Raw genomic sequence first — 26,047 nt, forward strand, 5'->3', positions numbered from 1 at the left:
GCGTTCGTCCTGAGTAGCTGCTGAGCTTGTCGCACCGTCAACGTGAAGGGTGGATGCGAGACGGCGTGCGCTGTAGCGTTCGGCGATGGACGACGCGCAACTGACCCTTGACCTCGACGGATGGGAAGGGCCGCTCGATCTGCTGCTATCGCTCGCCCGTGGGCAAAAGGTCGATCTGCGGAAAATCTCGATCCTGGCGCTGGTCGAGCAGTATCTCGCGTACATCGACTCCGCGCGCGCGCTGAAGCTCGAACTGGCCGCGGACTATCTCGTGATGGCGGCGTGGTTGGCGTATCTAAAGTCGGCGTTGCTGTTGCCGCGTGATCCGCTCGCCGAGCCCGATCCGGAGGAACTTGCGTTCCGGCTGCAACGGCGGCTCGAGCGGTTGAGCGCGATGCGTGAGGCGGGTGCGCGGCTGATGGCGCGCGATCGGACCGGGCGCGACGTGTTCCTTCGCGGCGCGCCGGAAGGATTGCGGACAGTGCGCAAGGCGGCATGGCAAGCCGCGATATTCGACCTGATCGCCGCCTATGGTCGGATATCCGCGCGGACGAGACCCGTGATGCATGTCGTTGCCGACCGCGCGGTGATGACGCTGGAGACGGCACTGGAGCGGGTATCAATGCTCATCGGCGAGCGGATCGACTGGAGCGTGATCGAGAGCTTCCTGCCTGAAGGCAGCGAGCTGTTGCGGCGATCGGCGCTGGCGTCGAGTTTCGTCGCGGCGCTCGAGCTCGCGCGGCAGGGAAAGATCGAACTGCGTCAGGCGTCGCCGTTCGCGCCGCTGTATGTGAAAGCGAGCGCATGACGCCGCCCGACGATTTCACGCGGGCCGTCGAGGCGGTGCTGTTCGCGGCGGAGGTGCCGCTGACGGTGGAGGCGATCCGCGCCCATGTCGGCGCGGGCGACGTGAAGGGAGCGCTCGAAACGTTGAGCGCAGACTATGCCGGGCGAGGGATCGACGTCGTCCGGCGCGGCGAGCGCTGGCAGTTCCAGACCGCGGCCGATATGGCGCATATGCTTCGCCGCAACCGCGAAGAGCCGCGCAGGCTTAGCCGCGCAGGAATCGAGACGCTGGCGATCATCGCTTATCACGAACCGGTCACGCGTGCGGAGATCGAGGCGATTCGCGGCGTGCAGATCTCCAAGGGGACGCTCGACGTGCTGATGGAGGCGGGCTGGGTGCGTCCGGCTGGCCGGCGGGAGGTGCCGGGGCGACCGCTGACGTTCGCGACCACGCCCGAATTCCTCGTCCATTTCGGGTTGCAGAGTCGGCGCGACCTGCCTGGACTCGACGATCTGCGCGCTGCGGGACTGCTCGATCCGGTCGATCTGGGGTTCGATCGCCTGGTCGGTGACGAGGATGGCGAGAGAGCTGGCAATGAGGCGGGATGAGGCTTAGATAGAGCTTAGTTTCCAGGAGAATTGCCATGGGCGGTTTCAGCCCGATTCACTTGCTAGTCCTCGCGGTCGTCGCGATCCTGCTTCTCGGCGGTGGCCGATTCTCGAACCTGATGGGCGACGTCGCCAAGGGTGTGAAGAACTTCAAGAAGGGCATGTCCGAGAACGACGACGAGACGCCGGCCAAGCCGTCGGCACGGATCGAAGCGCAGAAGACGGCCGATCCCGCGTTCGATCGCGACGGCAATCGCGTCCGCGACGACCGTCCCGCCTGAAGGCGGGCAGGTGACGTTGCTAGATAGGCGCGGCTGAATGTTCGATATCGCGCCCTCCGAGTTCCTGCTCGTGGCCTTTGTCGCGCTCGTGGTGATCGGCCCCAAGGACCTGCCCAAGGCGATGCGCGTGGTCGGCTATTGGGTCGGCAAGGCACGCGGCGTTGCGCGTCAGTTCCGCTCGGGTTTCGATTCGATGGTCCGTGAGGCCGAACTCGAAGAGATGGAAAAGCGCTGGGCGTCGGAAAACGAGCGTATCATGCGTGAACATCCGCAATCGCCGACGGACGCCACAGCGGATGACGCACAGGTCGTGCATTCCCCAGAGACGGAAGAACACCGTCGCGATTATCGCTCGATCGACAACGCCGACGATCACACGAACGAGCCGGTAATGGTCGAGAAGCCGGTCGTTGCTCCCGCTGCGTCTGTTGATGGGGGGCTCGATGAGGCTCACGGCAACCGGCCTGTGGTGGCTGCGCCGTTGCCGGATCGTGCGCCGGACCTGTTCGATACGCAGTCCGCGACCCCGAATCCGGCACTCAAGCCGGTAGACGACAAGACCGGCAAGTCCGATGTCGCGCCGTCGTGACCGGATCCAATCTCCGCGCCCCCCGGGCCGCTGAAAGACAGACATGAGCGAGATCGACGCTAGCCGGGCACCTTTGCTCGACCATCTGATCGAGTTGCGCCGCCGGTTGCTCTATTGCATCGCCGCACTGATCGTGACGTTCGCCGTCGCGATGTATTTCGCCGAGGACATTTTCGGCTTTCTTGTTCATCCGTTGCTCGCGGCCGGTCAGAACAAGGTCATCTATACCGAGATTTTCGAGGCGTTCTTCGTACAGATCAAGGTGGCGTTCTTCGCCGCCATGATGCTGTCGTTCCCGGTGATCGCGAACCAGCTGTGGCAGTTCGTCGCACCGGGCTTGTACAAGAAGGAGAAGCGCGCGCTCCTGCCGTTCATCCTCGCGACGCCGGTGCTGTTCCTGACCGGCGCGTCGATGGCGTACTATATCGCGATTCCGATGGCGCTTCATTTTCTGCTCGGGTTCGACGGCATGGTCGGCGGCATCCACCGCGAGGCGCTTCCCGCGATCGGCAATTACCTGTCGTTCACGATGCAGTTCCTGTTCGGCTTTGGTATCTCGTTCCTGCTGCCCGTCCTGCTGATGCTGTTGGAGCGTGCAGGGATCGTCACGCGGAAACAGCTGATCGGCGCGAGGCGTTATGCCATCGTCGCGGCGTTCGCGATTGCCGCGGTCCTGACGCCGCCGGACATCGGGTCCCAGCTGCTGCTCGCGATCCCGCTGGTCATTCTCTACGAATTGGCACTGGTCGGGATATGGTTCACCGAGCGTAGCCGGGCCAAGGCCAAGGCGACGGGCGAAGACACTGACGCGAACACCGAGATCGTCGAGCGCTGATACGAAACGGGACCCGGTGCAGATGCACCGAGTCCCGTTTAGCGGTATGCGTAAAGGCTTACTTGGCGCCGTTCGCAGTCTTGGCGACGGTCTTGCCCGCCGACGACACGTCCTTGCCTGCGCCCTCGACCGTGTTGCACGCCGATACCATCAAAGCGCTGACAACAACCGCCATTCCGACCAACTTACGCATGATACTTCCTCCTAGAAGGGCTTGAATGCCACCGAGAAGGGAATGTCCGAGCCGAGATTTCGTTCCGGCGACGACGATTCACCACCCAACGATTTCGGACAAATAAAAGCCCGACCGCGTCACCAAGGGGGGGAGGGTGACGCCGTCGGGCCTGTGTTGGGGATAGCGAGAGCGGGGGGGGCATAAATTCGCTATCCGAAAGATCAAACGGCCATCACCCCACTCGGTTCCGGTCTTTTCCGATTTTCTCGTCCGCAACGGAAAAAAGCGGCATGCTCAATCGCGTCCGGTAATCGCAAACGCGATCTCGTAAGCGCCGACCAACGGATCGTGGTGGAGCGGTGAGCGCAACTGGCGTGAGAGCCCTTCCATGACGCGGCCGTAGCGGGACACGGACTCGCGCAGCGCGTCGCTCTCGACCAGCGCGCGCGATACGACTCTGAGCAACGCTCGGTCGGGCTTGTCCGCGATCTTCTCGGCGGATTTCACGACAATCCGGATTTGCGCGACCGGATCGCAACTTATCGCCAGCTCGATCATCTCGGTGACTAGGAAGGCGATCGCCACGGCAACGTCCTGGTTGACCAGATACGGGTCGATATCGAGCGTAATGCCAAGCCCGTGCGAACGATCGGACGCGGTCGCGCGGATATTGGCCGACAGTTCGCCGATCATCGTGCGCAGGTTAAGCCCGCGATTTTCTTCGAGTTCGGCAAAGTGATTGCGGTGGACCACGGCCAGCGCATCGACCCGGCGCTGGATCGAGGAATAGGCAGCGGTCGCATCGGCACTGGGCGCGCTACGCGCATGGAAATTGATCAGGCTGGAGATCACCTGAAGATTATTCTTTACCCGGTGGTGCACCTCGCGGGTCAGCTTGGTCTGGCGCACCAGACCCTCGGCAAGTCCCGCCTCATGCAAGGCGACCGTGCGGCTGATAGATTGGAAGGTCTCGCCAAGTTCGCGGATCTCCTGCGCCGGCAGCGTGCTGACGACGCCGAAATCCAGTTCCTCTCCTGGCGTGAATGCGGCCACAGCCCCGCGCAGTCGCTGCAATGGCCGGATCAGCAAGCGGTCGACCACGAACCAGGCGATACTGGCGGCGGCCAGCCACATCAGCAGCGGTAGCAGCATGGCGACGATCAACGACGATGTCACCGGTGCACTGCGAACGCTGGTACGCAGAGCAAGGCCTGCCACTCCCAAGTCCGTACGGGTCGTCTCCATGCGATCCAGCGGCCGTTCGTCCGGAATGGTTTCGAGGTGCAATGCCTCTTCGTCGAGGACGATCGCACTGCTGACCGCGGAAGTTCGCGTCGATGGCGTGGCGATCTTCTCTAGAAATGCGCGCGGAAAATAGGCGCGGGCCGATGTTCCGCCGCGGGGGCCGCGGCTGGGACCGGAAATCGCCAACAACAGGCCGGTATCCGGCACGATCGCGGCTGAAATTGGCATATCGTCGCGGCGCAACGTTACCGGATTGGGCAACGCCGCGCCGCACAATACGCGACCAGCGCGATCCGTGATGATAAACCGCGTACCGGCCGACGACTGTTGCGCGAACACCCCCTGCGCTCTGGCGCAACTGGGCGCATCGGCCGGATCGTTCCCCAGTGCATTCACGGCGACCCGCAACGCCGTCATGTCACCCACCAGCTCGATCGCGATCGCTCGCGCGCTCTCGTTGGCGGTAACGCGCAATCGTGCACGGGACTCCGCGTCGGTCAGGCGGGTGGTTTGCAACGTCGCGAAAACCGCGATCAGCGCCAGCGGCAACAGCGCTGCGCTCAGAATGAGAAAAAGCTTCGCGCCAGTCGGCAAGCGCCGCATAGTCGCTAGCAAGCGATGCTCGTCGAGGCCGATCGGTGCCGGCTGATCGTCTGCTAAAAACTCTGGCAAGGCCATTCGGCCCGCGATCAGTCTAGCTTGCCGAGAAGGTCGAGCAAATCGTCCGGAACGGCTTCATCGACGGTCTTCTGGTAGACCGAGCGCAACGCCGACCCCATTTGTTGATCCTTGTTCGGAATCATCTTCGGGGTCTTGGCAGGCGAGGTCTTCTCCGTGTCATGGCCCAAACTCAAAACTTCCCCCTGCACGACGCATACCGATGACGTGGTTGCAAAAATTGCGCGAGACCTGACGCGGGTCGCCCACTCACAAAAAGCTGCTCGTGAAACCAAATAGCATCTCGATAGTTCCACGGAGAAGCGAAATTTCGCGGTCTCCGTACAACGCTGTCATATGTTAGTATGATTGCCTGATGGATCGGGACCATTTTCGACCGACGCCATTGTAATGCTGCGAGCCGCCCGACACATGGGGGGCCGCATAGGATCAGGGAGTATTTGTTACCCATGTCGCTTGGACAGCAACTCGCACCGCACCTTCCCTTTTTGCGGCGCTATGGCCGGGCGCTCACCGGCAGCCAGATGCATGGGGACAAGTATGTCCGCGCCACGCTCGAGGCTATCGTCGCCGCCCCCGAGGAGTTTCCGCGCGATGTAGACCCGCGTCTCGGGCTGTACCGGATGTTCCAGGCGATCTGGAATTCGGCGAATTTCGATGAGGTCGCCGATGAGAGCTTGGGCGACACGCAAGGCCATGAGGCTGTCGCGCGCGCACGTCTGGCGCGCATGACGCCCTTGTCGCGGCAGGCTTTGCTGTTGACCGCGATGGAGGGCTTCACACCCGAGGATGCGGCGTATCTGATCGAGGTCGAGCCGAGCGAGGTCGACGATCTCGTTGCAGAAGCCCTGTCCGAGATCGAGAACCAGACGCGTGCCAAGGTTCTGATCATCGAAGATGAACCCATCATCGCGATGGATATCGAGACGATCGTTCGCGACCTCGGCCATGACGTGACCGGTGTTGCGGTTACGCGCGACGAGGCGGTGGCCTTGGCAATGGAAATGCGGCCTGGGCTCGTGCTTGCGGACATTCAGCTGGCGGACGACAGCTCCGGGATCGATGCGGTAAAGGACATTCTGGCCGAATTCGAAGTGCCGGTGATCTTCATTACCGCTTTCCCGGAGCGGCTTCTGACCGGCGAGCGGCCTGAACCGACGTTCCTGATCACCAAGCCGTTCCAGCGGTCAACGGTCAAGGCGGCAATCAGTCAGGCGCTGTTCTTCGATCAGGCCACTGTTCCGGTGAACTAAATCTGCCGAGTTTCGGGGCGGGCAACGCCTTGAATGCGGCGCATTTATCATCCACATTGGGTCCGTGTCCGTTATGGCTGCGGACCCTAAACTGTTTCCGGGGGTTGAAGACGACATGGCTGACCCGAACGACCGTATTCACGTGGAAACCGATGACGCGCGCGCCGGTGCGACCCCTCATATGACGCGCTACATTTTGGCCGTGTCGCTGGTGCTGGTCATTGCCATTTTCGGTTTCCTGATCCTTCGCTAATTTTTGTGGGATGCGTATCGATGGCAATGCCCGATGCGCGCCCTTATACTTGCCACGTGTCGACGGCATCGTTCCATCGGGATTGATCGGATTACCATGACTCAACCTGTTCCACGCACCGATGTCGACGACGATATCGATGAAGTCGTCGTGCCGGTTGAGCATGTCTCGTTGTCGGATGCGGAGTTCAAGGTCCAGCTTGCGCAGGTCATCCCGCATCTGCGGGCTTTCGGTCGGTCGCTGTCCGGAAGTCGCGACTTGGCCGATGACCTCGTGCAGGAGACGCTGCTCAAGGCTTGGGCGGCGCGTCTGCGGTTTCAGGCCGGTACGAACATGCGGGCCTGGACGTTCATCATTCTCCGCAATCTATATCTGTCGCAGATGCGTCGGGCTCGCTTCAAGGGTGAGTGGGACGATCTCGTGGCAGATCGCATCCTCGCTGCTCCGGCCAGCCAGGATCGTCACGTCGAACTCGGCGATATGCAACGAGCGCTGATGCATCTGCCGCAGCCTCAGCGCGAGGCGCTGATTCTGGTGGGTGCCGGCGGGTTTGCTTATGAGGAAGCTGCTGAGATCTGCGGCGTTGCGGTCGGGACGATCAAGAGCCGGGTCGCGCGGGGTCGCGTGGCGTTGGAGACGATACTCAACGATGGCTCGTTGCCATCACGACGCGATCACGAGACCGACACGACCAAAACGGCGCTGGATTCGATCATGGGGGATGTCGAGGAACTCAGTCGCGGTCGTTGACGTGCGCGGCACGCGATGCCGGAGATCAATTCAAGCGATGTGGCACCCCGTCGAGCCGCCGAAGTAGTCGGGCGAACTCACAGGGGACGGAGTCCTCTTCGTTGAATGTATCACGCAACGTGTGACCGATGACATCGGTCGCCCGCGGGCGATCCACTATCTGGCGACCGTCATCTGCGCGTTTGATGGTGAGAAATGCGTACGTCATGCGCTGTCAACGGCTGATGTTGCTTTTTGTTGCTATCTAGTGACATGCCCGGCGTGCGATGTGTATCTCCCTGTGATGTCTGCGACACTTTCCGACCCGGTACGTACGGTGCGTATCGTCGACGCCGTCCAACGCGCCCGGCGATGGTCGCCCTTTCTGGCGATGGTGTTGGATCGCGAACCGGAGCTAGCGGCCGCGCTGCTCGACGGGCGGCTCGATGTTTCGATGTCGAGCGCGCAACCGGATATGCCGACGGCCAAGCGACTGCGGATCGAACGTCGCGCCATGGCCTTGACCGTAGCGATCGGCGATTTGGCCGGCGTATTCGACCTGACCGAAGTCACGAATACGCTCACCAAATTCGCAGATCATGCGCTCGATACCGCTATTCGTGCCGCCATCGAGGAGCGGACCCCCGGCGCCGAAGTACGTGGCTTCACCGCGATCGCACTGGGCAAGCAGGGTAGCGGAGAACTCAATTACTCGTCGGATATCGATCCGATCCTGCTGTTCGATCCTGCCACGCTTCCGTGTCGTCCGCGCGAGGAGCCGGACGAGGCCGCGATCCGGATCGGCAAGCGCGTCGTCGAACTGCTGCAAGCCCGCGACGGCGACGGGTATGTCCTGCGCGTCGACTTGCGGTTGCGACCCTCTCCCGAAATCACGCCGATCGTCCTGCCCGTGGAGGCCGCGATCGGCTATTATGAGGCCCAGGCGCTGCCCTGGGAGCGCGCCGCGTTCATCCGTGCCCGGGCGGCGGCGGGCGATCTCGGGCTGGGTACGCGGTTCCTAGAAACGATCCGCCCCTTCATCTGGCGGCGGGCGCGTGATTTCGGCGCGATCGGCGAGATCCGCGGCATGTCGCGGCGGATCCGCGATCATCATTCGCAAGGACAGGCATTCGGTCCGGGCTATGATCTGAAGCGCGGGCGCGGTGGTATCCGGGAAGCGGAGTTCTTTGCGCAGATCCACCAACTGATCCACGGCGGGCGCGATCCGATGCTCCGGGCACCGGCGACGCGCGATGCCTTGACGCGTCTCGCCCACGCTGGCTGGATCACCAGCGACGAAGCCGCCGCGCTGATCGACGGGTACACGCTGTTGCGCACGATCGAGCACCGCGTGCAGATGATCGACGATCGCCAGACCCACACGCTGCCCAAGGGCGATGCACTCGACCGGGTGGCCAAGCTCCACGGGATGGAAGACGCAGCCGAGCTGTTGGCGGTGCTGCTTCCACGCGTGACAGAGACCGGGCGGATCTACGACGCGCTCGACGACACCGTGCGGCCGGCGTTTTCGCACGATCCGGTGACGCTGGACGCCGATCTGACGCTGGCGGGGTACACCGACCCGGAGGCTGCACGTCGTCGGATCGAGGCGTGGCGTGGCGGAGCTTATCCCGCGTTGCGCAGTCCCGCGGCGCGCGAGGCTCTAGAGGCTGTTCTGCCGACACTGGTGCCAGCGCTGGCTACCGCGCCCGAACCCCAGTCCGCGCTGCTCCGGCTCGATGCGCTGCTCGAGCGATTACCAAGTGCGATCAATATTTTCCGTCTACTCGAGGCGCGACCGGGGCTAGCGACCTTGCTCGCGGCGATTCTGAGTCATGCGCCGACGCTTGCCGACGATCTGGGCCGACGTCCCGATCTGCTCGACGGTTTGATCGACGCGAGTGCGTTCGAAGCGGTCGGCGACGTCGCGACGCTTGAGTCAATGATGCGTGCGGGCGATGCGGGCTTGGACTATCAGGCGCGGCTCGATCACGTCCGGCGGGTGGTCGGCGAATTGCGGTTCGCGCTCGGTACGCAGATCATCGCCGGAACGTCCGATCCGCTCGACGTCGCTGCGGGGTATGCGCGCGTTGCGGAGGCCGCGATCGGCGTGCTCGCGCAGGCGACGATCGACGAGTTCGCCAAGGTGCACGGCCGCGTGCCCGATAGCGAACTGGTCATCCTGGCGCTGGGCCGCATGGGCGGGGCGATGCTCACCCACGCCTCCGATCTCGACCTGATCTATCTGTTTACCGGTGAATTCTCGGCCGAGTCGGACGGCGCAAAGCCGCTGGGGGCGACGCTCTATTACAATCGGCTGGCGCAGCGCGTGACTGCGGCACTGTCGGTGGCGACCGCCGCAGGGCCGCTTTACCAGATCGATACGCGGTTGCGGCCGTCGGGGGGGCAGGGGCCGCTGGTCGTCACGCTGGACAGCTTCGCGCGATACCAGCGCGAGGAGGCCTGGACCTGGGAGCATATGGCATTGACCCGCGCGCGACCGGTGTTCGGGTCGGCAAGCGCGCGCGCGGCGGTGGCGACGATCGTTCGCGATGTGCTGGCTGGCGACCGGCCGCGGCGCGACGTGGTCGCCGATGCGCGGTCGATGCGCGCCGAGATGGCGGCCCACAAGCCGGCCAAGGGTCCGCTCGACGCCAAGCTGTTGCCGGGCGGTCTCGTCGACCTCGAATTTGCGGTGCATGTCGTCCAGCTGGTCCACCGCACCGGTTTCGACCCGAACCTGGGCCAGGCTATCGACCGTCTCGTCGCGGCAAACCTGATGCCGCCGACGATGCGCGCCGCGCACGACGTCCTGACCCGGCTGCTGGTCACGCTGCGGCTGGTCGCGCCCGATGCCGCCGAGCCGGGCGTAACGACCCAGGCGCTGATCGCGCGCGCGATCGGCGTCGCGGACTGGCCGGCGGCGATTGCCAAGCTCGAGGCCACGCGGCAGGAGGTCCGCGACCTCTGGAAACAGATCACGGGAGAGCATGATGGATGACGGTTCGCCAATCCCCGAGGTGTCGGTCACGGTAGCGGACGGCTCGGTCGTTCCACTGTCGAGCCTGGGCGCGCCGATCGTCGTCTATTTCTACCCGAAGGACGACACTGCCGGTTGCACGCGCGAGGCGCAGGACTTCACGGCGCTGGCCGCGGACTTCGCCGATGCCGGTGTCGCGGTCGTAGGCATCTCGAAGGATACCCCGGCCGCCCACGCCAAGTTCATCGCCAAGCATGGGCTGGGTATCCAGCTGGCGAGCGATGTCGAGGGCGCGGCGTGCGAGGCGTTCGGCGTGTGGGTCGAGAAGGCGATGTACGGCCGCAAATATATGGGCATCGAGCGCGCGACCTTCCTGTTCGGCGCCGACGGCACGCTGGCGAAGGCGTGGCGCAAGGTCCGCGTGCCAGGCCATGCCGCAGACGTGCTGGCCGCCGCGCGCAGCCTTTGAAACGGCAGCTCTGAAGAGCTTGCAATAACCTGCGCAAATCTGCGCGTTTTCCCCGAAGTGACGTCAACGTTCCATCGGCTCGCCGTACTGCTGCTGCGCTCCGCCGCGCGTTCGGTCGGGCGCTATTGCTGAAATCTGCTGTATCCGGCCTAAACCAAACTGTCTGACGCGCGGAGGGGCTGCGAATCAGGAGCGAGTTTCGGAGCCGTTCGCTTGGAAGCGAACGGCCCTGCATTTTTTTGTCGGGGACCAATGGTCGAAATTTCCGCTGCAGCTTTCGGAACGCGCCTGAAGGCGCTGTTCGCGACGCGCGATGTCCTTTTCCACAACGGTACGACGCTGCGGCGTATCCGCATCGGCGGGAAGCGTCAGGCAGCGATCGCCGCCATCGGTGCGGTGACGCTCGGGTTCTCGGGCTATGGTGCGGCTACGGCGAGCGGCGTGGTCGCTCCGTCGGCCGCCGATACCGAGCTTGCCCGGATGCAGCATCAGATCGGACAGATGCGCCAGCGTGTCGCGACGATCCGTGAAACCGCCGACGCGCATGCCCGGCGCATCGAACAGCGCCAGGCACTGATCACCGCCGCGTTGACCGGCAACGGAGATGCCAAGGCACTGGCGGTCGCGACGCCATCGATCGATCCCGCAGCTGACAAGCTCGCCGCCGACGTCGTCAAGCCGCTGGTCAAGGTCGAGGGACGCCAGGTCCAACTCGCCGGTGTCGCGCAGGCGCTGCTCGAGAAGCGGTATGCCGACACGGCCGCGACCGTTCGCAAGCTCGGCCTGCGTCCCGAGCGGATCGCCAAGCGCTCGCGCGGGGGATCGACGTCGACGGGAACGGGAATGGGCGGCCCGATGATTGCCGCCAACAGTGAAGAGGCTTCGGCCGATCTTCGTGCCGATGCGCAGTTCCGCACGCTGTTCCAGACCTGGAAGAAGCTCGATACGCTGCAGCAGGGCGCGATCGCGATTCCGTCGGTCCAGCCCGTGCACGCGCTGTCGTTCACCAGCAATTTCGGCATCCGCTCCGATCCGTTCCGCGGTACCGCGGCTATGCATGCCGGCGTCGATATCCCCGGCCCTGTCGGCACGCCGATCTACGCCACCGCCGACGGCATCGTCGCACACGCCGGTCGCCAGGGCGGCTATGGCAACATGGTCGAACTGAACCATGGCAAGGGCATCGCCACCCGGTACGGGCACCTTTCGAAGATCCTCGTCGCCGACCACACGCGCGTGACCCGCGGGCAGTTGATCGCGCTGATGGGATCGACCGGGCGTTCGACGGGCTCGCATCTTCATTACGAAGTGCGGATCGATGGTCATGCGGTGAACCCGGTGCCGTTCCTGACGACCGCCGACTATCTGCTCGCGGCACAGGATCGCTCAGTGAACACGATTCCGGTATCGACCACCGGCCCCGCTGCACAGGATTGATCTGACCCCTGATGCTGCCCTCCCTTTTCGGGGCGGGAGACAAACGGGGAAACACGCAGCCGATCTTACTTCTTTAGCCCCCCTCCCTGAAAGGGAGGGGCTGGGGGTGGGTCGGCTTCCGCATGCTCTCATGGCGGTGGCCAAAGCGGGCCTACCCACCCCCGACCCCTCCCTTCCCGGGAGGGGGGAAGCAGTGCGGTTAAAAGCGCACACGCCCCCGTACGCTGCACCCTGGTGATTCCACACCCCGGTCACCCCGGCGAACGCCAGGACCTCGACCGGCAAGGACGGACTCACACCATGAGATCCCCGCGGTCGCCAGCGTGACGGGACGCCGGGCGGTTGCCGCGGATAGCGTGACCGCCTATCTCATGGACATGGCAACGCTCGCACCCGACATCATCCTCACCCCCTCCGCAGCGGCGCGCGTCGCGGCGATCGCCGTCAAGCAGGGGAAGCCCGCGATCCTGCGCCTGTCGGTCGACGGCGGCGGCTGTTCGGGATTCCAGTACAAGTTCGGTTTTGCCGACACCGTAGAGGCCGACGACGTGATCGCCGAACATGACGGGGTGCGCCTGGTCGTCGACAGCGTCAGCATCGACCTCGTCCGCGGGTGCGCGGTCGATTACGTCGAGTCGCTCGCCGGCGCCGCGTTCAAGGTCGAGAACCCCAATGCCGCGTCCGGGTGCGGCTGCGGCTCCAGTTTTTCGGTCTGATCCTTCCATGAAAATCGTGACGTACAACGTCAACGGCATCAAGGCGCGGTTGCCGCGGCTGACCGAGTATCTCGTCGAGGAACAGCCCGACATCGTCTGCCTCCAGGAGCTGAAGTCGAGCGAGGACACCTTCCCGATCGCCGACATCGAAGCGGTCGGCTACGGCGCGATCTGGCACGGACAGAAGGCGTGGAACGGCGTCGCGATCCTAGCCAAGGGACGGGTACCGGAGCTGCGGCAACGCGGCCTCGACGGCGAACCCGAAGACGAGCATAGCCGCTATATCGAGGCCGAGATCGATGGTCTGATCGTCGCCGCGCTCTATCTGCCGAACGGCAACCCACAGCCTGGCCCCAAATTCGACTATAAACTGCGCTGGATGGATCGCCTGGCTGACCGCGCCCGCATCCTCCTCGCCGAAGAGAAGCCTGCGGTGCTTGCAGGCGATTACAATGTAATCGCCAACGACGACGACACATTTTCTGTCCGCGCGATGCAAGACGACGCGCTGATGCAGCCCGAAAGCCGCGAGCATTACCGCGCGCTCGTCGCACAGGGCTGGACCGACGCGCTGCGCACGCAGTTTCCCAAGGGCGGCGTGTGGACGTTCTGGGACTATCAGGCGGGGGCCTGGCAGCGTGATGCCGGTTTCAGGATCGATCATTTGCTGCTGAGTCCGCAGGCGGCCGACCGGATGATCGATGCGGGCGTCGACAAGGCCTATCGCGGCCGTGAAAAGGCCAGTGATCATGCACCAACCTGGGTCCGGTTGCGCTAGCAATCCTGTCCGCCCCCGCGCATGACGCTCCCGAAACGGGGGAGTGCGACGGTGTTGAAGTTTGGGGGCAAGTTTGGCGTGATGGCGGTGTGCGGAGCGGCGGCGGCGATATTCGGTGCCGTGCCCGTATCGGCGCAGGACGATCCGGTGTTCTGCCCAAATCGGCCCAGCCTGGGAGCGTCCGCCTGCATCACTGCGCCAGGCCATGTGCAGGTCGAAGTGTCCGCGCTCGACTGGCAGCGTGACGACAACGGCGACGAGCGTGAGGACACGATCCTCGCCGGCGATTTCGAGGCACGCTTCGGCGTCGCGAGGATGACCGAAGTGCAGGTGTCGTGGACGCCGGTGGGCCGCGTACGCACGCGCGACAAGGCGACGGGCATGGTCGACACGACGACCGGGATCGGCGACCTCCGGCTCGGGGTCCGCCAGAACTTTCGCAATCCGGATGGTGATGGGCTGTCGTTCGGCGCGGAACCGTTCGTGACGCTGCCGATCGGTCGCGACCCGGTCGGGGCGGGCGACTGGGGAGCGGGGATCGTCCTGCCGGTCACGTACGAGGTGAGCGAGGCGGTGCAGCTGTCCTTCACCGGCGAAGGCGAGGCGGCGGTCGACGACGACGGTGACGGTCGGCATCTGGCGTATAGCGGCATCCTGGGGCTCGGCTATTCGCTGACCGAGACGCTGACGGCGACCGCCGAACTATCCGTGTTGAGAGACGATGATCCGATGGGACATCACACGGAGACAGCGACCGCAGGGTCGATCGCGTGGGAACCGCGCAAGAATTTGCAGCTCAACATGCTGGCGGTGGCGGGGCTGAACCACGATACGCCCGATCTTCGGCTGGTGACCGGCGGCGCAGTCCTGTTCTGAGCCCCGTCGCAGCCGCCCGATTGTGGTCGGGCTGCCGCGCTTGACATCCTCTTCGGCAGGCGGTCCCTTCGTGCCCGATGATGGCGATCCTGGCCTTGCTGCTACAGTCCGCCGCCGGATCGCCCGTCCCACGCGAGTTGCACAAGCTGGCGCCGCGCGTCGCGCTGCCTTGCCCCGTTACCGGCCCTGGCGAGGACATCGTCGTCTGCGCGCGTCCGACCGATCAGCGGCTTATCCCGCTCGCCGAACCCATCCGGCCACTGCGCGGCGACCCGCTCTCGTTTCGACTTCCTGGTGGCGGTACGGGCAACGTCCATGCGATTCAGACTGCATTGCCCGGTGCGAACGGGCAGGGCGCGGCTGTCACGCTGAGAATCCCGTTCGGTAAGGGCAAGCGCCAGTAGGACGTGCGGCGACGGCGGGTCTGTGTCCGAGGCGTCGATGATTTTCTCCCCTCCTTTCCAAAGGGGGGAGACACATCAGGACCTCGATCCAACCCGCGCGATTAGAGCGTCTTCTCGTACACCTGATACACCTTGTTGACGCGGCTTTCGATCGTCTCGGCGATCGATCGCATTCCCTGGTTGTCGTCGAGGATCCAGCCGATCTCGCCGCGGACCGCGCCGTAATGCTCGACCGAGGCGCGGCGGATATATTCGATCATCATGAAGGCGAGCTGGCTGGCGAGCCGTGACGCCTGCAGCTCCTTGACCACGCCCATGAGCGGCACGCGCACCGTCCGCGCCTTGGGCTTGCGCAGCCACAGCAGCAGCTTCGCCCAGCCGAACGGGAACAGGTTTCCGTTCAGCGGCTTGATCGCCTCGTTCATGTCGGGGAGCGTGATCATGAACGCGGCCGGCTTGCCGTCGACTTCGGCGATCCGGATCAGGTCGTTGTACACGATGGGTTTCAGCTTCACCCCGACATCCTTGACCTCGGGCGGGGTGAGCGGGACGAAGCCCCAATTGTCCTTCCACGCGTCGTTGAGGATCGCCAGAATAATGGCCGCTTCTTCCTCGAACTTCGTCTTGTCGACCTTGCGGATGACGATCCGCGGATTCTTCTCGCCGGACTTGATGATCCGCTGCACGATCGGCGGGAACTGCTTCGTGATATTGACCTCGTAGGTCATCAATCGCTTGACCGGGCGGTAGGCGGCCCATTCGATCCAGCCGCGATATTCCTGCTTGGCATGGCCCATCATGATCGTCGGCGGGTGATCATAGCCGTCGATCAGCAAACCGGGCTCCTCCCAGATCGACATGCTGATCGGCCCGAGCGCGCGCGTCATGCCCTGATCGCGCAGCCATTGTTCGGCGCGCGCGAGCAGCGCCTGGAAGACGTCCTGTCGCTCCGCCTCCATCAGGCCCCATTGGCCGACGCCGGGGCCGAAGCCCTGCTCGGGCGGCATGGTCAGCGCGAGCGTATCGATATGCGCCGAGATACGCCCGACCACACGACCGTCTTCCTCGGCCAGGAACAGCTGCGCCTTGGCATGGCTGAACCAGCCGTTCTTCTCCGGCGTTATCAGCCCGAGTGCCTCGGACTTTAGCGGGGGCACCCAATTGGGATCGTCGGCATACAGGCGGAACGGCAGGTCGATGAAGATCTTGCGATCCTTCTTCGTTTCGACCGGTCGAATGGTAAGCTTGGCCATATGTCGTTCCTGTGTGCCGTTTCGTGTGCCGCGACGCGCGTATCTAGCCAGCCAGATCGGCAAAGGCGAGGGACTCGCAGGTCATCCGCGCTGCGGTCCTGAGGCTGTCCCGGCTGCTTTGGATCAGTCATCGTAGCATGCGGTCACGGTGATCGTCATTCCTTCGCGTCGGTGCGTTTTGCGCCGCCTGTAAATGCCACGCTGCCGCCACTATGTTCGGGCAATGGATACGCCCATGGATACTTCGCTCAGCCTAGCCCGCGGCATGACCGCTCCGGTCGCGCCCGTTGCGGCCTTGGGCAGTTTACGAGTCGCCGACGACAAGGTGATGCTGCGTGCCGCCGCAGACCTCACCCGCGATCTCGTTAAGCCGCGGCCGGCAGTGTATTGGGCCGACCTGATCGGCTCCGTGGTCCTCGGCTACGGCGCGCTGGTCGTGGCGGCGACGTCGGGTTCGATCACGGTTGCGATCGTTGCCGGGATCGTGTCGATGCTCGGCCTGTACCGCGGCCTGAGCTTCATTCACGAAGTCAGCCATATGAAGCATGCGGCGGTGCCGAACTTCCGGCTGGGGTGGAACATGCTGGTCGGCGTGCCATTGCTGACTCCGTCGTTCATGTACGAGGGGGTGCATAACCTTCATCACGCCAAGACGCGGTACGGCACGGTCGAGGACCCAGAGTATCTGCCGCTCGCGCTGATGAAGCCATGGACGCTGCCCTTGTTCATCGTCGTGTCGGCGCTGGCACCGATCGCGTTGCTGTTCCGCTACGCCGTGCTGTCGCCGTTGTCGCTCGTGTCGCCCAAGCTGCGGACGGTCGTCGTCGAACGCTATTCGGCGCTGGCCATCAACCCGCAGTTTCGTCGTCGCAGCCCCGAGGGCGATGCCAAGGCGTATTGGAACCGCCTCGAGATCGCGGCGAGCATCTGGGCCGTGGGCTTGATCGCAGCTACCGTCACCGGTGTGCTGCCCCTGCGTGCGTTCCTGACCTTCCTCGGCATCGCGTCGGCGGCGGCGGTGATCAATCAGGTGCGGACGCTGGTCGCGCATCTTTGGGAGAATGACGGCGAGGTGATGACCGTTACCGCGCAGTATCTCGATACCGTCAACGTGCCACCGCCTGCCCTGCTGCCGGCGTTGTGGGCGCCGGTGGGGCTGCGCTACCATGCGCTGCATCACCTGTTGCCGGGGTTGCCCTATCACGCGCTGGGTGAGGCGCATCGGCGGATTTCGGCCGAGCTGGATGCGATGTCGCCGTATCACAAGGCGAGCTATCCCGGCCTGCCCGGACTGGTGAGCAAGATCGCGCGGAGCACGATGGTCCGCCGCTGACGGCTTACTGCGATTGCAGAGCGGAATGGGGATCGCAGCGTGACGCTGCGGTCCCCTTTTTCATTCCTCGGAGCGGATGAGGACGGCCTCGCCGATCAGGAAGAACAGCAGGAAGGGTGCCCAGGCCGCGAGGAAGGGTGGGTAGACGCCGAGATTACCCATCGCGAGCGCGAAATTGTCCGCCACGAAGAAGGCGAAGCCTAGGCCCATGCCGATCACGGCGCGGACGAACAGCTTGCCCGACCGCGCGATCCCGAAGGCAGCGATCGCCCCGAGCAGCGGCATCAACACCGCCGACAAAGGACCCGACAGCTTGTGCCAAAGCGACCCTTCGAGCGCCTTGGTCGGGCGGCCGGCGTCGGACAGGTCGCCGATCGCGGACTTAAGTGCCGCGAACGACAGACCGTCGGCATCGACCGAGGACAGCGTGAACTGATCCGGCCGCACGTTCCGGGCGATCACGACCGAGCCGAGCGGCGTCACAGTGCCGCGGGCGACCTCGAATCGTGTGGCCGGCCCGACAAGCCAGCCGCCGTCGACGCGTCGTCCATGATCGGCGCGCAGTATCGCCACGAGATTACCGCCGGTGCGATCGTACAGCGTGATCCCGCCAAGCCGCGTCGCAGGCCCACGGCCGCGGATCTGCGCGACTTCGATCAGGTCGTCGCCGTCACGAACCCAGACGTTCGAACGATCGCCACGGTCGATCGGCAGCTTGCCGTAATCCACCTTCTGCCACTGGTTGAGCGTCGCCGTCGCGCGCGCCACCACGTGATCGCTGAAGACGAAGCTGATCACCGCCACGCCCAGGCTGGCGACGAGCAGCGGGGCCAGCACCTGGTGTGCGGACAGGCCGGAACCCTTCAGCGCGACGATCTCGCTGTTCTGGTTCATCGTGATCAGCGTCAGGATCGTCCCCAGCAGGACCGAGAACGGCAGGAACCGGGCGATGATCTGCGGGATGCGCAGCGAGACATAGTGCCAGATCTGCGCATCGCCATTGCCGGGAAAGGCGAGGATATCGCCGGACTCGCTCAGCAGGTCCAGCGCCTGCAACACGAGCACGAGCGCGGCGAGGACCGCGAACGTCCGGAGCAGGAACATCCGGCCCATGTAGATCGCGACCGTGCGCGACGGGAAGAAGCTGACGAGTTTCATGCGACGCTGGCCTTGCGGCGTCCGGGCATACGCTTGGCGATGGCCTTGAAGGACTTGGAGAAGACGCGTTCGAGCGCGCCGATCGGCTGGCCGCCCGGAATATAGGCGATCGTGTAATACATCCAGAGGACGAGGCCCGCGAAGATCGTGAACGGCACCCATAGCGCGACGATCGGATCGATCCGTCCCAGTTCGCCGACATCGGCCGCATACTGGTTCACCTTGTGATAGGTGACGATCATCACGATCGACAGGAACACGCCCAGCGCCGATGTCGATCGCTTCGGCGGCACACCGAGGGCCAGCGCCAGCAGCGGCAGCAGGAACATCGAGGCGACCTCGGCCAGCCGGAAATGGAACTCCGAACGGCTGCCTTCACGCTGTTCGAGCGTCGCCGCACGTTGTCCCTTCACCGCCAGTTCGGGCAGCGTGTATTCCAGATTGCGACCACCCCTGACGCGGAAGCTTTCGAACCTGGGCAGGTTGATCGGCAGATCGTGGCTGCTGAAGGTCAGGACTCGCGGCGTCCTGAATTCGGGGCGGTTGTGGATCAGCGTGCCGTTGGCCAGTCGGAAGATGATGACGTTGGGGTCGTCGGTCGCGAGGAACTTGCCCCGCTCCGCGGTGACGCCGAGCCAGTCGCCATTCTGGCTCTGTGCATGGACGAAGATGCCGGACAGCTCGCGGCCCTTGTCCTTGCTTTCCTCGATCCGCATCGTCATGCGGTCGCCCAGCTGCGTGAACTCGCCGACCTTGATCGACGCGCCCAGTGCGCCGGTACGCAGTTCGAACCGCAGGCCCTCGTAATAATAGCGCGCGATCGGCTGGACGTAGCCGACGATTGCAAGGTTGAGCAGCGCCAGCGCGATCGTGTACATGTACGGCACGCGGAGCAGCCGGTTGTAGCTCATCCCGACGCCGCGCAGGACGTCCAGCTCCGACGAGGTCGCCAGCCGGCGAAACGCGAGCAGGATGCCGAGCATCAGCCCGATCGGGATGCCGAGCCCGAGATATTCCGGCAGCAGGTTCGCGAGCATCCGCCAGACGACGCTGATCGGGCCGCCTTGCGTCGCGACGAAATTGAACAGCCCCAACATGCGATCGAGCACGAACAACATGACGGCGATCAGCAGCGTCGACAAAAGCGGCACCGCGATCAGCCGGGCCATGTAGCGGTCGATGGATTTCATGCGGAATTGGGGCTCGGGCTGCTGGGCTGGCGATGTAAGCGCGGGGTATAGGCGGGCGCACGCGGGGCGTCATCCCCAATCGCACCGGTGTCGCGGGCACCTCACGGCCGGTTATTCGGCAGCGATCCGGTCGCTTGGGCCCGGCCGATCCGATGCCAGGGCGGTCGCTACGGCCCGTTCCAGCCCGTTCAAGGTGAAGGGTTTGCGCAAGACCTCGTGCCCGCCGAATTGCGCGACGTTCACCTCGCCTGCGAACCCGGTCACGAACAGCACCGCGATATGCGGATAGAGCGGGGACAGCGCGGCGATCATCTCGGGGCCGGTCTGGCGCGGCATCAGGACGTCGGAGATGATCAGGCCGATCCCCGCATTGGCGGCGAGCAACGCGGGGGCAGCCAGCGGATCGTCGCACGGGATCGCGCGATAGCCGATCTCTTCCAGGGCATCGATCGTGGCCGTCAGCACGCGGGGGTCGTCCTCTACCACGAGGATTTCGCGCTGGGCGGGCGGCACCGTCGCCACAGCGGCAACCGCCGCGATCTCGGTCGACGATAGGAGCGTTCCGACCGCCTCCGCCGTACGCGGCACGTACAGCGTCACCGCAGTACCCTCGCCGGGTGCAGACGCGATCGCGACCGCGCCGTGCAGTTGCTGGACGAGCGCGAAGATCTGGGAAAGGCCCAGCCCCGTACCCTTGCCGACCGCCTTGGTGGTGAAGAACGGCTCGAACACGCGATCGGCGACGTCGGGCGTCATGCCGCAGCCGTCGTCGGCAACCATGATCGTCACATATTCGCCCGCCGCGCATTCGCCGATCTGTTGCGCAGCCAGCATCGTCGTCCCCGTGACGATGGTCATCGTGCCGCGGCCATTCATCGCGTCGCGCGCGTTGACCGCTAGGTTTAGCACCGCGTTTTCAAGCTGGACCCGGTCGCCGCGAATGCAGCAGTCGGTCGCCTCGCTGCGCGTCACCAGCGTGATCGCGTCGCCCAAGGTGCGGTCGAGCAGGTCGGACATCTCCGCGACCAGGGCCGCGGCATCGATCGTCTCGGGCTTCAGCGCATCCTCGCGGCTGAACGCCAACAGGCGGCGGGTGAGCGCGGCCGCCCGGTTCGCGCCTTCGGTGGCACTGTCGATATGCCGCCGCGTGGTGGCTGGATCGCCCGCCAGATTGCGCCGCGCGAGTTCGAGCCCGCCGAGCACCACGGCCAGCATGTTGTTGAAGTCATGGGCGATGCCACCCGTAAGCTGGCCGACCGCCTCCATCTTCTGGACCTGGCGCAGCTTGGCCTCCTGGACGCGCAACTCGGCCGTCGCGACGGCGACCGCGGCGGTCAGTTCGTCGGCACGTTCGCGTTCGAGTTCTGCGTCCGCCAGTGCGGTCGCGCGGTCCCCCACGGCCCGGATCGTGAACCAGCCCAGCATGACCGCGCCCACCACGATCAGTACGCCGAACACCGCCAGCACGCCCGCGATCCAGCTGGAGCGTTCGACCGATCCCATCGCGGCGGCGGTGCGCTCGTTGAGCAAGGCGCGTTCGCGGGCGATCAGCGTGTCGAGCGTGCGGTTGATCTCGATGAGCGTCGGCGCCTTGCGTCCCTGATAATAGCGCGCGAGCGCCTGGCCGTTCTTTCCGTAGCTCGTGTTCAGCGCGGTCATCGACAGTTCCCGCCCGCGCGAGTCATACGCAGCGCGGAGCCGGTCGATGCGCGGCTGCTGCTCGGCGTTGTCGTTGGTGATCTGGTCGAGCCGATCGATCTGCGTGCCGGCGAGCAGCCATTCGTCGAAATACAGTTGGCCGAGCTGCTTGTCGCCGCTGATGACGTACCGGCCGAGCGATGCCTCCGAGCGCGCGATCGTGCCCGACAGGGTGCGCGCGAGGATCATCACGTCGTAGCTATGCGCCTGCAGTTCGAGCGCGCGGTCGCGCTGGCGATCGGCATCGCGGAGCGTGACGATGAGGGCGACGAGCACCGCTGCGCCAAGCAACGCCATCACGACCAGCATGACGGTTCGCCAGGTCGCTCCGCCCCCAAGGGCCGCGGTCTGGGCCTCGCTTCGCATCACGCGGATACCCTAGCGCGTCGTTGCCACTGCGCAATGACTTCGATTCTTGGGGGGAGGGTGATTGGGTTTTCTGGGACGAGCATCGAGCCAAAGCAGCCGTCATCCTGACTTTCGTCAGGATGACGAGGTTCCAGTACGAGACTTACCTCCTGATCGTCAGCTCGCCTTAGCCGATTACCCCGACCGCACGCCCGGCCGCCTCGAACATTTCGAGGATCGTCGTGACCTGCGCGTCGGTGTGCTCCGCGCACAGCGAGCAGCGCAGCAGGAACGTCCCCGCGGGCGTCGCAGGCGGGCGTGCCATGTTGACGTAGAGACCGCCCTCGAGAAGCGACTGCCAGATCGCGATCGCCTGTTCCTGGTCGGTGAGGATGACCGCGATGATCGCCGAGTCCGACGTTTCCGTGCCGAGCTTGAAGCCCATCGCCTTCAGCCCACCGTGCAGCCGGCGTGCGTTCTTCCAGAGCTGCGCGCGCTTGTCGTGTGCCGTCATCAGCTTGCGGATCGACGCGGCGGCGGTGGCGACGACCGAGGGGGGAAGCGAGGCGGTGAAGATGTACGGACGGCAGGCGAACCGCACCATCTCGAACTTCGGGTGGTTCGACACGACGAACCCGCCGACCGTCCCGACCGATTTCGAGAAGGTACCGACGACGAAATCGACCTCGTCGGTCAGCCCCATCTCCTCGTACACGCCGCGCCCGTTGGGGCCGAAAAAGCCCATCGAATGCGCCTCGTCGACCAGCACCATCGCGCCATGCTTCTTGGCTACCGCGACCATCTCCTTGAGGGGCGCGATGTCGCCGAGCATCGAATAGACGCCTTCGAGCACGACCAGCTTGCCGGCCTCCTTGGGCAGGCGGCCGAGCCGCTTGTCGAGATCGGTGACGTCGTTGTGGCGGAAGCGGACGATCTCGGCATTGCCCTGCTTGCAGCCGTCGTAGATCGAGGCATGGCTGTCGGCGTCGAGGATGACGTATTCGCCCTTGCCGGCAAGCGTCGAGATGATCCCGAGATTGGCCATGTACCCGGTCGAGAACACGATCGCGCCGGTCATGTCGTAGAAGTCGCGCAATGCCTGCTCGACGTCGATATGATCGTGGAACGTGCCGTTGAGCATCCGGCTGCCGTTGGTGCCCGACCCGAACCGGTCGAGTGCGGTCTTGCCGGCCTGGATCACGTCGGGGTCGAACGTCATGCCCATGTAGTTGTACGTGCCGAGCAGGATCGTGTCCTTGCCGCGGATCACCGCCTGGGTCGGCGACTTCACCTCGTCCATCACGATCGTGAACGGGTTGCGCACGCCGGAGTTCACCAGTGCCTCGCGTTCGGCGATCAGGCCGTCGAACTTCGACATCAGGTCGTGCTCGGGCGCGACCTCGGGGGGATCGACGGGCAGGGCGTGGGCGGTGGTGGCGGCTTCGGTCATGTTGGATTCCATGAGGTTGGAATGTGTCGTCCTCGCCCCCATTCCGTTCGCCTTGAGCGAAGTCGAAGGGTGGCGCCGTGGGGCGCGGCCTCGACTTCGCTCAGCCCGAACGGGGTGGGGCGATGCAGTGGCTCAGGCGCTTTTCAGTTTCGCGACCGCGTCGACGAGCTGGCCGACCGATTCGATCTCGGCCTGCATGTTCATCGTGATGATGATGTCGAATTCGTCTTCGATCGCGGCGACGAAATCCATGACCGTCAGGCTGTCCCACTCCAGGTCGCCCTGGAACGTGGTGGCGTCGGACAGCGCGACGCCCTTCTTGTTGAACGGCTCGATCTGCGCGGTGACGGTGTCGTAGATCTGCTGGCGGTCGCTCATCGTAATCCTTCCGGGTGTCGCCACGCATACCTGACAGGAAATTGCGGCGGCTTTTCGGCGCTATAGCAGCCCGGCCGCGCGATACCACGCCGCGGTTTGCGCGAGCGCCTGTGGGGTCGGGACGGAGGGTGTCCAGAGCGCAGGCGGCGGCGGCTTGTGCGACACCCAGTCGGGGTGGCAGAAATAGCTGACCCGGTCGCGCGTGAGCTTGGCCTTGCGGCGGCGCACGAGGCGATCGGCAGCGGACGCGAGCTTGAGGAGGGGGCGGGGTGTCGAGAAAACCTTGACCGACTTGCCGACCGCCCCGTTCACCGCCGCGCCGATCGCGCGCGCGAAATCGCGATTGTCCCAGCCGTTCGGCACGCCGTCGTCGGGCTCCATGATCGAGAGCGCATCGTCATTCTCGGCGAGCGTGAGCAGCAGCGCGGTCAGGTCCTCGACATAGAGCAGCGAGACGCGCGTGCCGGCCGGGGGCATCGGCAGATAGCCCGAGCGTGCGGCCTTGAAGAGATCGAGCAGGTCGTGGTCGCGCGGCCCGAAGATCGCGGGCGGGCGGACGATCGTCCAGTCGAGTGCCGATATCTGCACGCGCGTTTCCGCCTCGGCCTTCGACCAGCCGTAATTCGACAGCGTCGGCTCGCGCGCGGCGAGCGAGGAGACGTGGACGAAGCGGCGGATGCCGGCGAGCTTCGTCGCCTGGAGGATGCCTTCGGTGCCGGCGACATTGCCCTTCGCGAAGCCCGCACGGTCGGGCGCGTTGACCACGCCGGCGACGTGGATCACCGCGTCGGCGCCCTCGACCAGTGTCGCGAGGCTCTTGGAGCGATCGAGCGCGCCTTCGATCCAGGTGACGCCGATGCGCTTGGCCTGCGGTTTGCGGGCAAGCGCGCGGACGGTGTGGCCGGTCTCCAGCGCGTGGTCGATCAGGTGGCTACCGACGAACCCGGTGCCGCCGGTGATGGCGAGGATCATGACGGCGTTCCCGAGGAAGAAGTAGTGAACAAGGCGTGGCCGATCATACGAGCGCCAGATGATTGCGATGCACCAACGCGGATCGAGGCGCGTAGCCGAGGATCGCGGCATGATCATCGCTATGCCGGCCGAGCAGGCGCGCGGTGTCCGCTGCATCGTACTCGGCGAGTCCGCGGGCGACGGTACCGGCCGGCCCCTCGATCGTCACGAGGTCGCCGCGCGTGAAACCGCCATCGATTTGCGTTGCGCCGGTGGCGAGCAGACTCCGCCCTTGGCCAAGCGCCGCCGCGGCCCCGGCATCGACGTGGATCGCGCCCTTCGCGGTCAGCCCGCCCGCCAGCCACGCCTTTCGCGCGGACGCAGTGCGTTCGGCGGTGAAGATCGTATGGCGGGCAGGGGTGGACAGCGGATGCTTGATCCGGCCCGAGGCGATCGCCAACGGGATGCCCGCGCCGGTCGCGATTCGCGCGGCGGCGATCTTCGAGGCCATGCCGCCCGAGCCCATGCCGGAGCCCGATCCGTCGTCCGCCATTGCCGCAACCGAGTCGATCCGGCCCACGCTGGCGATGTGCGTCGCGGACGGATCGGTGTGGGGGTTGGCGGTGTAGAGACCGTCGACGTCGGATAGCAGGATGACGCCCTGCGCGCCGGCCGCCTGTGCGACGCGCGCGGCGAGGCGGTCGTTGTCGCCGAACCGGATTTCTTCCGTCGCGACGCTGTCGTTCTCGTTGATGACGGGGACGACCTTGAGCGACAGCAACCGGTTCAGCGTGGCTGCGGCGTTGAGATAGCGGCGGCGGTCCTCGAGATCGTCGAGCGTGACGAGCATCTGCGCGGCGTTCAGCCCTTGCGCGGCGAGGAGTTCGGCCCAGACCTGGCTGAGCGCGATCTGACCGGCGGCGGCGGCGGCCTGCGCGTCTTCGAGACTGGCGCGGCCGCCTTTGGGGAGGCCGAGCCGGCGCGCGCCGAGTGCGATCGCGCCAGACGACACGATGGCGACTTGCTGGCCGGCGCTTGTCCGCGCGGCGATGTCGGCAACGAGGCCAGCCAGCCACGCCCGACGAACGCTCCCATCAGGATCGACCAGCAACGCCGACCCAATCTTGACGATCAGCCGCGCACAAGACGACGGTGGAAACATTACTGCTCCCTCTCCCCTACGGGGAGAGGGCCG

General features: G+C 65.0%; 27 protein-coding genes. 16 read left to right on the forward strand and 11 right to left on the reverse strand.

The features are described 5' to 3' along the window. Window positions 1-85: 85 nt before the first annotated feature. The 5 genes from U1707_RS14510 to tatC are packed head-to-tail and all read left to right on the forward strand — an operon-like array spanning window position 86 to window position 3,100. A complete protein-coding gene (locus tag U1707_RS14510; RefSeq protein WP_332800776.1) occupies window positions 86-808 on the forward strand; it encodes a segregation and condensation protein A in 723 nt (240 codons plus the stop codon). Continuing rightward, window positions 805-1,395 carry an SMC-Scp complex subunit ScpB gene (gene scpB / locus U1707_RS14515; protein WP_332800777.1) on the forward strand — a complete coding sequence of 197 codons (591 nt, stop codon included), beginning with the start codon at window positions 805-807 and terminating at the stop codon, window positions 1,393-1,395. The genes U1707_RS14510 and scpB overlap by 4 nt, the downstream gene beginning before the upstream one ends. Window positions 1,396-1,430: 35 nt before the next feature. Beyond that, complete coding sequence (locus U1707_RS14520) at window positions 1,431-1,676, forward strand: Sec-independent protein translocase subunit TatA (RefSeq protein WP_056055794.1); 246 nt, start codon at window positions 1,431-1,433, stop codon at window positions 1,674-1,676. Between the two features lie 37 nt (window positions 1,677-1,713). Further along, window positions 1,714-2,265: a Sec-independent protein translocase protein TatB gene (gene tatB / locus U1707_RS14525; RefSeq protein WP_332800778.1), complete on the forward strand. Its 552-nt coding sequence runs from the start codon at window positions 1,714-1,716 to the stop codon at window positions 2,263-2,265. A 43-nt stretch (window positions 2,266-2,308) separates the two neighbouring features. After that, window positions 2,309-3,100, forward strand: a complete 792-nt coding sequence (gene tatC, locus U1707_RS14530) for a twin-arginine translocase subunit TatC (RefSeq protein WP_332800779.1) — start codon at window positions 2,309-2,311, stop codon at window positions 3,098-3,100. Window positions 3,101-3,158: 58 nt separating this feature from the next. Here tatC and U1707_RS14535 read toward each other — a convergent pair whose 3' ends face one another. From U1707_RS14535 to U1707_RS14545, 3 genes are all read right to left on the reverse strand, one after another. Beyond that, window positions 3,159-3,293, reverse strand: coding sequence for an entericidin A/B family lipoprotein (locus U1707_RS14535; protein WP_332800780.1), 135 nt, complete (start codon window positions 3,291-3,293; stop codon window positions 3,159-3,161). 276 nt (window positions 3,294-3,569) lie between these two features. Continuing rightward, on the reverse strand, window positions 3,570-5,123 hold the full coding sequence (locus tag U1707_RS14540) for a sensor histidine kinase (protein ID WP_332800850.1): 1,554 nt from the start codon (window positions 5,121-5,123) through the stop codon (window positions 3,570-3,572). An 86-nt stretch (window positions 5,124-5,209) separates the two neighbouring features. Continuing rightward, window positions 5,210-5,374 (reverse strand): NepR family anti-sigma factor, encoded by a 165-nt coding sequence (locus U1707_RS14545; RefSeq protein WP_332800781.1) that lies wholly within the window; start codon window positions 5,372-5,374, stop codon window positions 5,210-5,212. 273 nt (window positions 5,375-5,647) lie between these two features. Between U1707_RS14545 and U1707_RS14550 the strand changes: the two genes are divergently transcribed. The 10 genes from U1707_RS14550 to U1707_RS14595 all read left to right on the forward strand — a co-directional run bounded on the left by U1707_RS14550 (window position 5,648) and on the right by U1707_RS14595 (window position 15,093). Beyond that, entirely contained in the window at window positions 5,648-6,451 is an 804-nt protein-coding gene (locus U1707_RS14550) for a response regulator (RefSeq protein WP_332800782.1), read from the forward strand. A 115-nt stretch (window positions 6,452-6,566) separates the two neighbouring features. Next, window positions 6,567-6,704 (forward strand): hypothetical protein, encoded by a 138-nt coding sequence (locus tag U1707_RS14555; RefSeq protein ID WP_332800783.1) that lies wholly within the window; start codon window positions 6,567-6,569, stop codon window positions 6,702-6,704. Window positions 6,705-6,800: 96 nt separating this feature from the next. Next, complete coding sequence (locus U1707_RS14560) at window positions 6,801-7,454, forward strand: sigma-70 family RNA polymerase sigma factor (RefSeq protein ID WP_332800784.1); 654 nt, start codon at window positions 6,801-6,803, stop codon at window positions 7,452-7,454. Window positions 7,455-7,824: 370 nt separating this feature from the next. Then, the gene (locus tag U1707_RS14565) at window positions 7,825-10,434 is read left to right on the forward strand and encodes a bifunctional [glutamine synthetase] adenylyltransferase/[glutamine synthetase]-adenylyl-L-tyrosine phosphorylase (RefSeq protein WP_443025712.1); all 2,610 of its coding nucleotides are present in this window, start codon (window positions 7,825-7,827) and stop codon (window positions 10,432-10,434) included. After that, the gene (locus U1707_RS14570; protein WP_332800786.1) at window positions 10,424-10,882 is read left to right on the forward strand and encodes a peroxiredoxin; all 459 of its coding nucleotides are present in this window, start codon (window positions 10,424-10,426) and stop codon (window positions 10,880-10,882) included. The genes U1707_RS14565 and U1707_RS14570 overlap by 11 nt, the downstream gene beginning before the upstream one ends. A gap of 252 nt (window positions 10,883-11,134) precedes the next feature. Continuing rightward, window positions 11,135-12,319, forward strand: a complete 1,185-nt coding sequence (locus U1707_RS14575; RefSeq protein ID WP_332800787.1) for a M23 family metallopeptidase — start codon at window positions 11,135-11,137, stop codon at window positions 12,317-12,319. 377 nt (window positions 12,320-12,696) lie between these two features. After that, window positions 12,697-13,035 (forward strand): iron-sulfur cluster insertion protein ErpA, encoded by a 339-nt coding sequence (gene erpA, locus U1707_RS14580; protein ID WP_332800851.1) that lies wholly within the window; start codon window positions 12,697-12,699, stop codon window positions 13,033-13,035. A 7-nt stretch (window positions 13,036-13,042) separates the two neighbouring features. Next, window positions 13,043-13,813 (forward strand): exodeoxyribonuclease III, encoded by a 771-nt coding sequence (gene xth, locus U1707_RS14585; protein WP_332800788.1) that lies wholly within the window; start codon window positions 13,043-13,045, stop codon window positions 13,811-13,813. Between the two features lie 51 nt (window positions 13,814-13,864). Continuing rightward, entirely contained in the window at window positions 13,865-14,689 is an 825-nt protein-coding gene (locus U1707_RS14590; protein ID WP_332800789.1) for a transporter, read from the forward strand. 80 nt (window positions 14,690-14,769) lie between these two features. Further along, window positions 14,770-15,093, forward strand: a complete 324-nt coding sequence (locus U1707_RS14595; RefSeq protein WP_332800790.1) for a hypothetical protein — start codon at window positions 14,770-14,772, stop codon at window positions 15,091-15,093. A 101-nt stretch (window positions 15,094-15,194) separates the two neighbouring features. Here the strand turns inward: U1707_RS14595 and U1707_RS14600 are convergent, their stop codons facing one another. Continuing rightward, window positions 15,195-16,346, reverse strand: a complete 1,152-nt coding sequence (locus U1707_RS14600) for an N-acetyltransferase (RefSeq protein ID WP_332800791.1) — start codon at window positions 16,344-16,346, stop codon at window positions 15,195-15,197. A gap of 235 nt (window positions 16,347-16,581) precedes the next feature. Here U1707_RS14600 and U1707_RS14605 point away from each other — a divergent pair, with 235 nt between their 5' ends. Then, complete coding sequence (locus tag U1707_RS14605; RefSeq protein WP_332800792.1) at window positions 16,582-17,679, forward strand: fatty acid desaturase family protein; 1,098 nt, start codon at window positions 16,582-16,584, stop codon at window positions 17,677-17,679. Window positions 17,680-17,739: 60 nt separating this feature from the next. On the opposite strand, the gene lptG is transcribed toward U1707_RS14605, so the two are convergent. The 7 genes from lptG to proB all read right to left on the reverse strand — a co-directional run bounded on the left by lptG (window position 17,740) and on the right by proB (window position 26,014). Next, entirely contained in the window at window positions 17,740-18,837 is a 1,098-nt protein-coding gene (gene lptG / locus U1707_RS14610) for an LPS export ABC transporter permease LptG (protein ID WP_332800793.1), read from the reverse strand. Further along, window positions 18,834-20,027: an LPS export ABC transporter permease LptF gene (lptF, locus tag U1707_RS14615; protein WP_332800794.1), complete on the reverse strand. Its 1,194-nt coding sequence runs from the start codon at window positions 20,025-20,027 to the stop codon at window positions 18,834-18,836. The genes lptG and lptF overlap by 4 nt, the downstream gene beginning before the upstream one ends. A gap of 111 nt (window positions 20,028-20,138) precedes the next feature. Further along, on the reverse strand, window positions 20,139-22,034 hold the full coding sequence (locus tag U1707_RS14620; RefSeq protein ID WP_332800795.1) for an ATP-binding protein: 1,896 nt from the start codon (window positions 22,032-22,034) through the stop codon (window positions 20,139-20,141). Between the two features lie 226 nt (window positions 22,035-22,260). Continuing rightward, window positions 22,261-23,523 carry a serine palmitoyltransferase gene (spt, locus tag U1707_RS14625; protein ID WP_332800796.1) on the reverse strand — a complete coding sequence of 421 codons (1,263 nt, stop codon included), beginning with the start codon at window positions 23,521-23,523 and terminating at the stop codon, window positions 22,261-22,263. A 132-nt stretch (window positions 23,524-23,655) separates the two neighbouring features. Further along, window positions 23,656-23,901: an acyl carrier protein gene (locus U1707_RS14630; RefSeq protein ID WP_332800797.1), complete on the reverse strand. Its 246-nt coding sequence runs from the start codon at window positions 23,899-23,901 to the stop codon at window positions 23,656-23,658. Between the two features lie 60 nt (window positions 23,902-23,961). Then, window positions 23,962-24,873: an NAD-dependent epimerase/dehydratase family protein gene (locus tag U1707_RS14635; RefSeq protein ID WP_332800798.1), complete on the reverse strand. Its 912-nt coding sequence runs from the start codon at window positions 24,871-24,873 to the stop codon at window positions 23,962-23,964. A gap of 43 nt (window positions 24,874-24,916) precedes the next feature. Next, on the reverse strand, window positions 24,917-26,014 hold the full coding sequence (proB, locus tag U1707_RS14640; protein ID WP_332800799.1) for a glutamate 5-kinase: 1,098 nt from the start codon (window positions 26,012-26,014) through the stop codon (window positions 24,917-24,919). Window positions 26,015-26,047: the final 33 nt, after the last annotated feature.

This window comes from Sphingomonas sandaracina, assembly GCF_036663695.1.
Taxonomy (GTDB): domain Bacteria; phylum Pseudomonadota; class Alphaproteobacteria; order Sphingomonadales; family Sphingomonadaceae; genus Sphingomonas.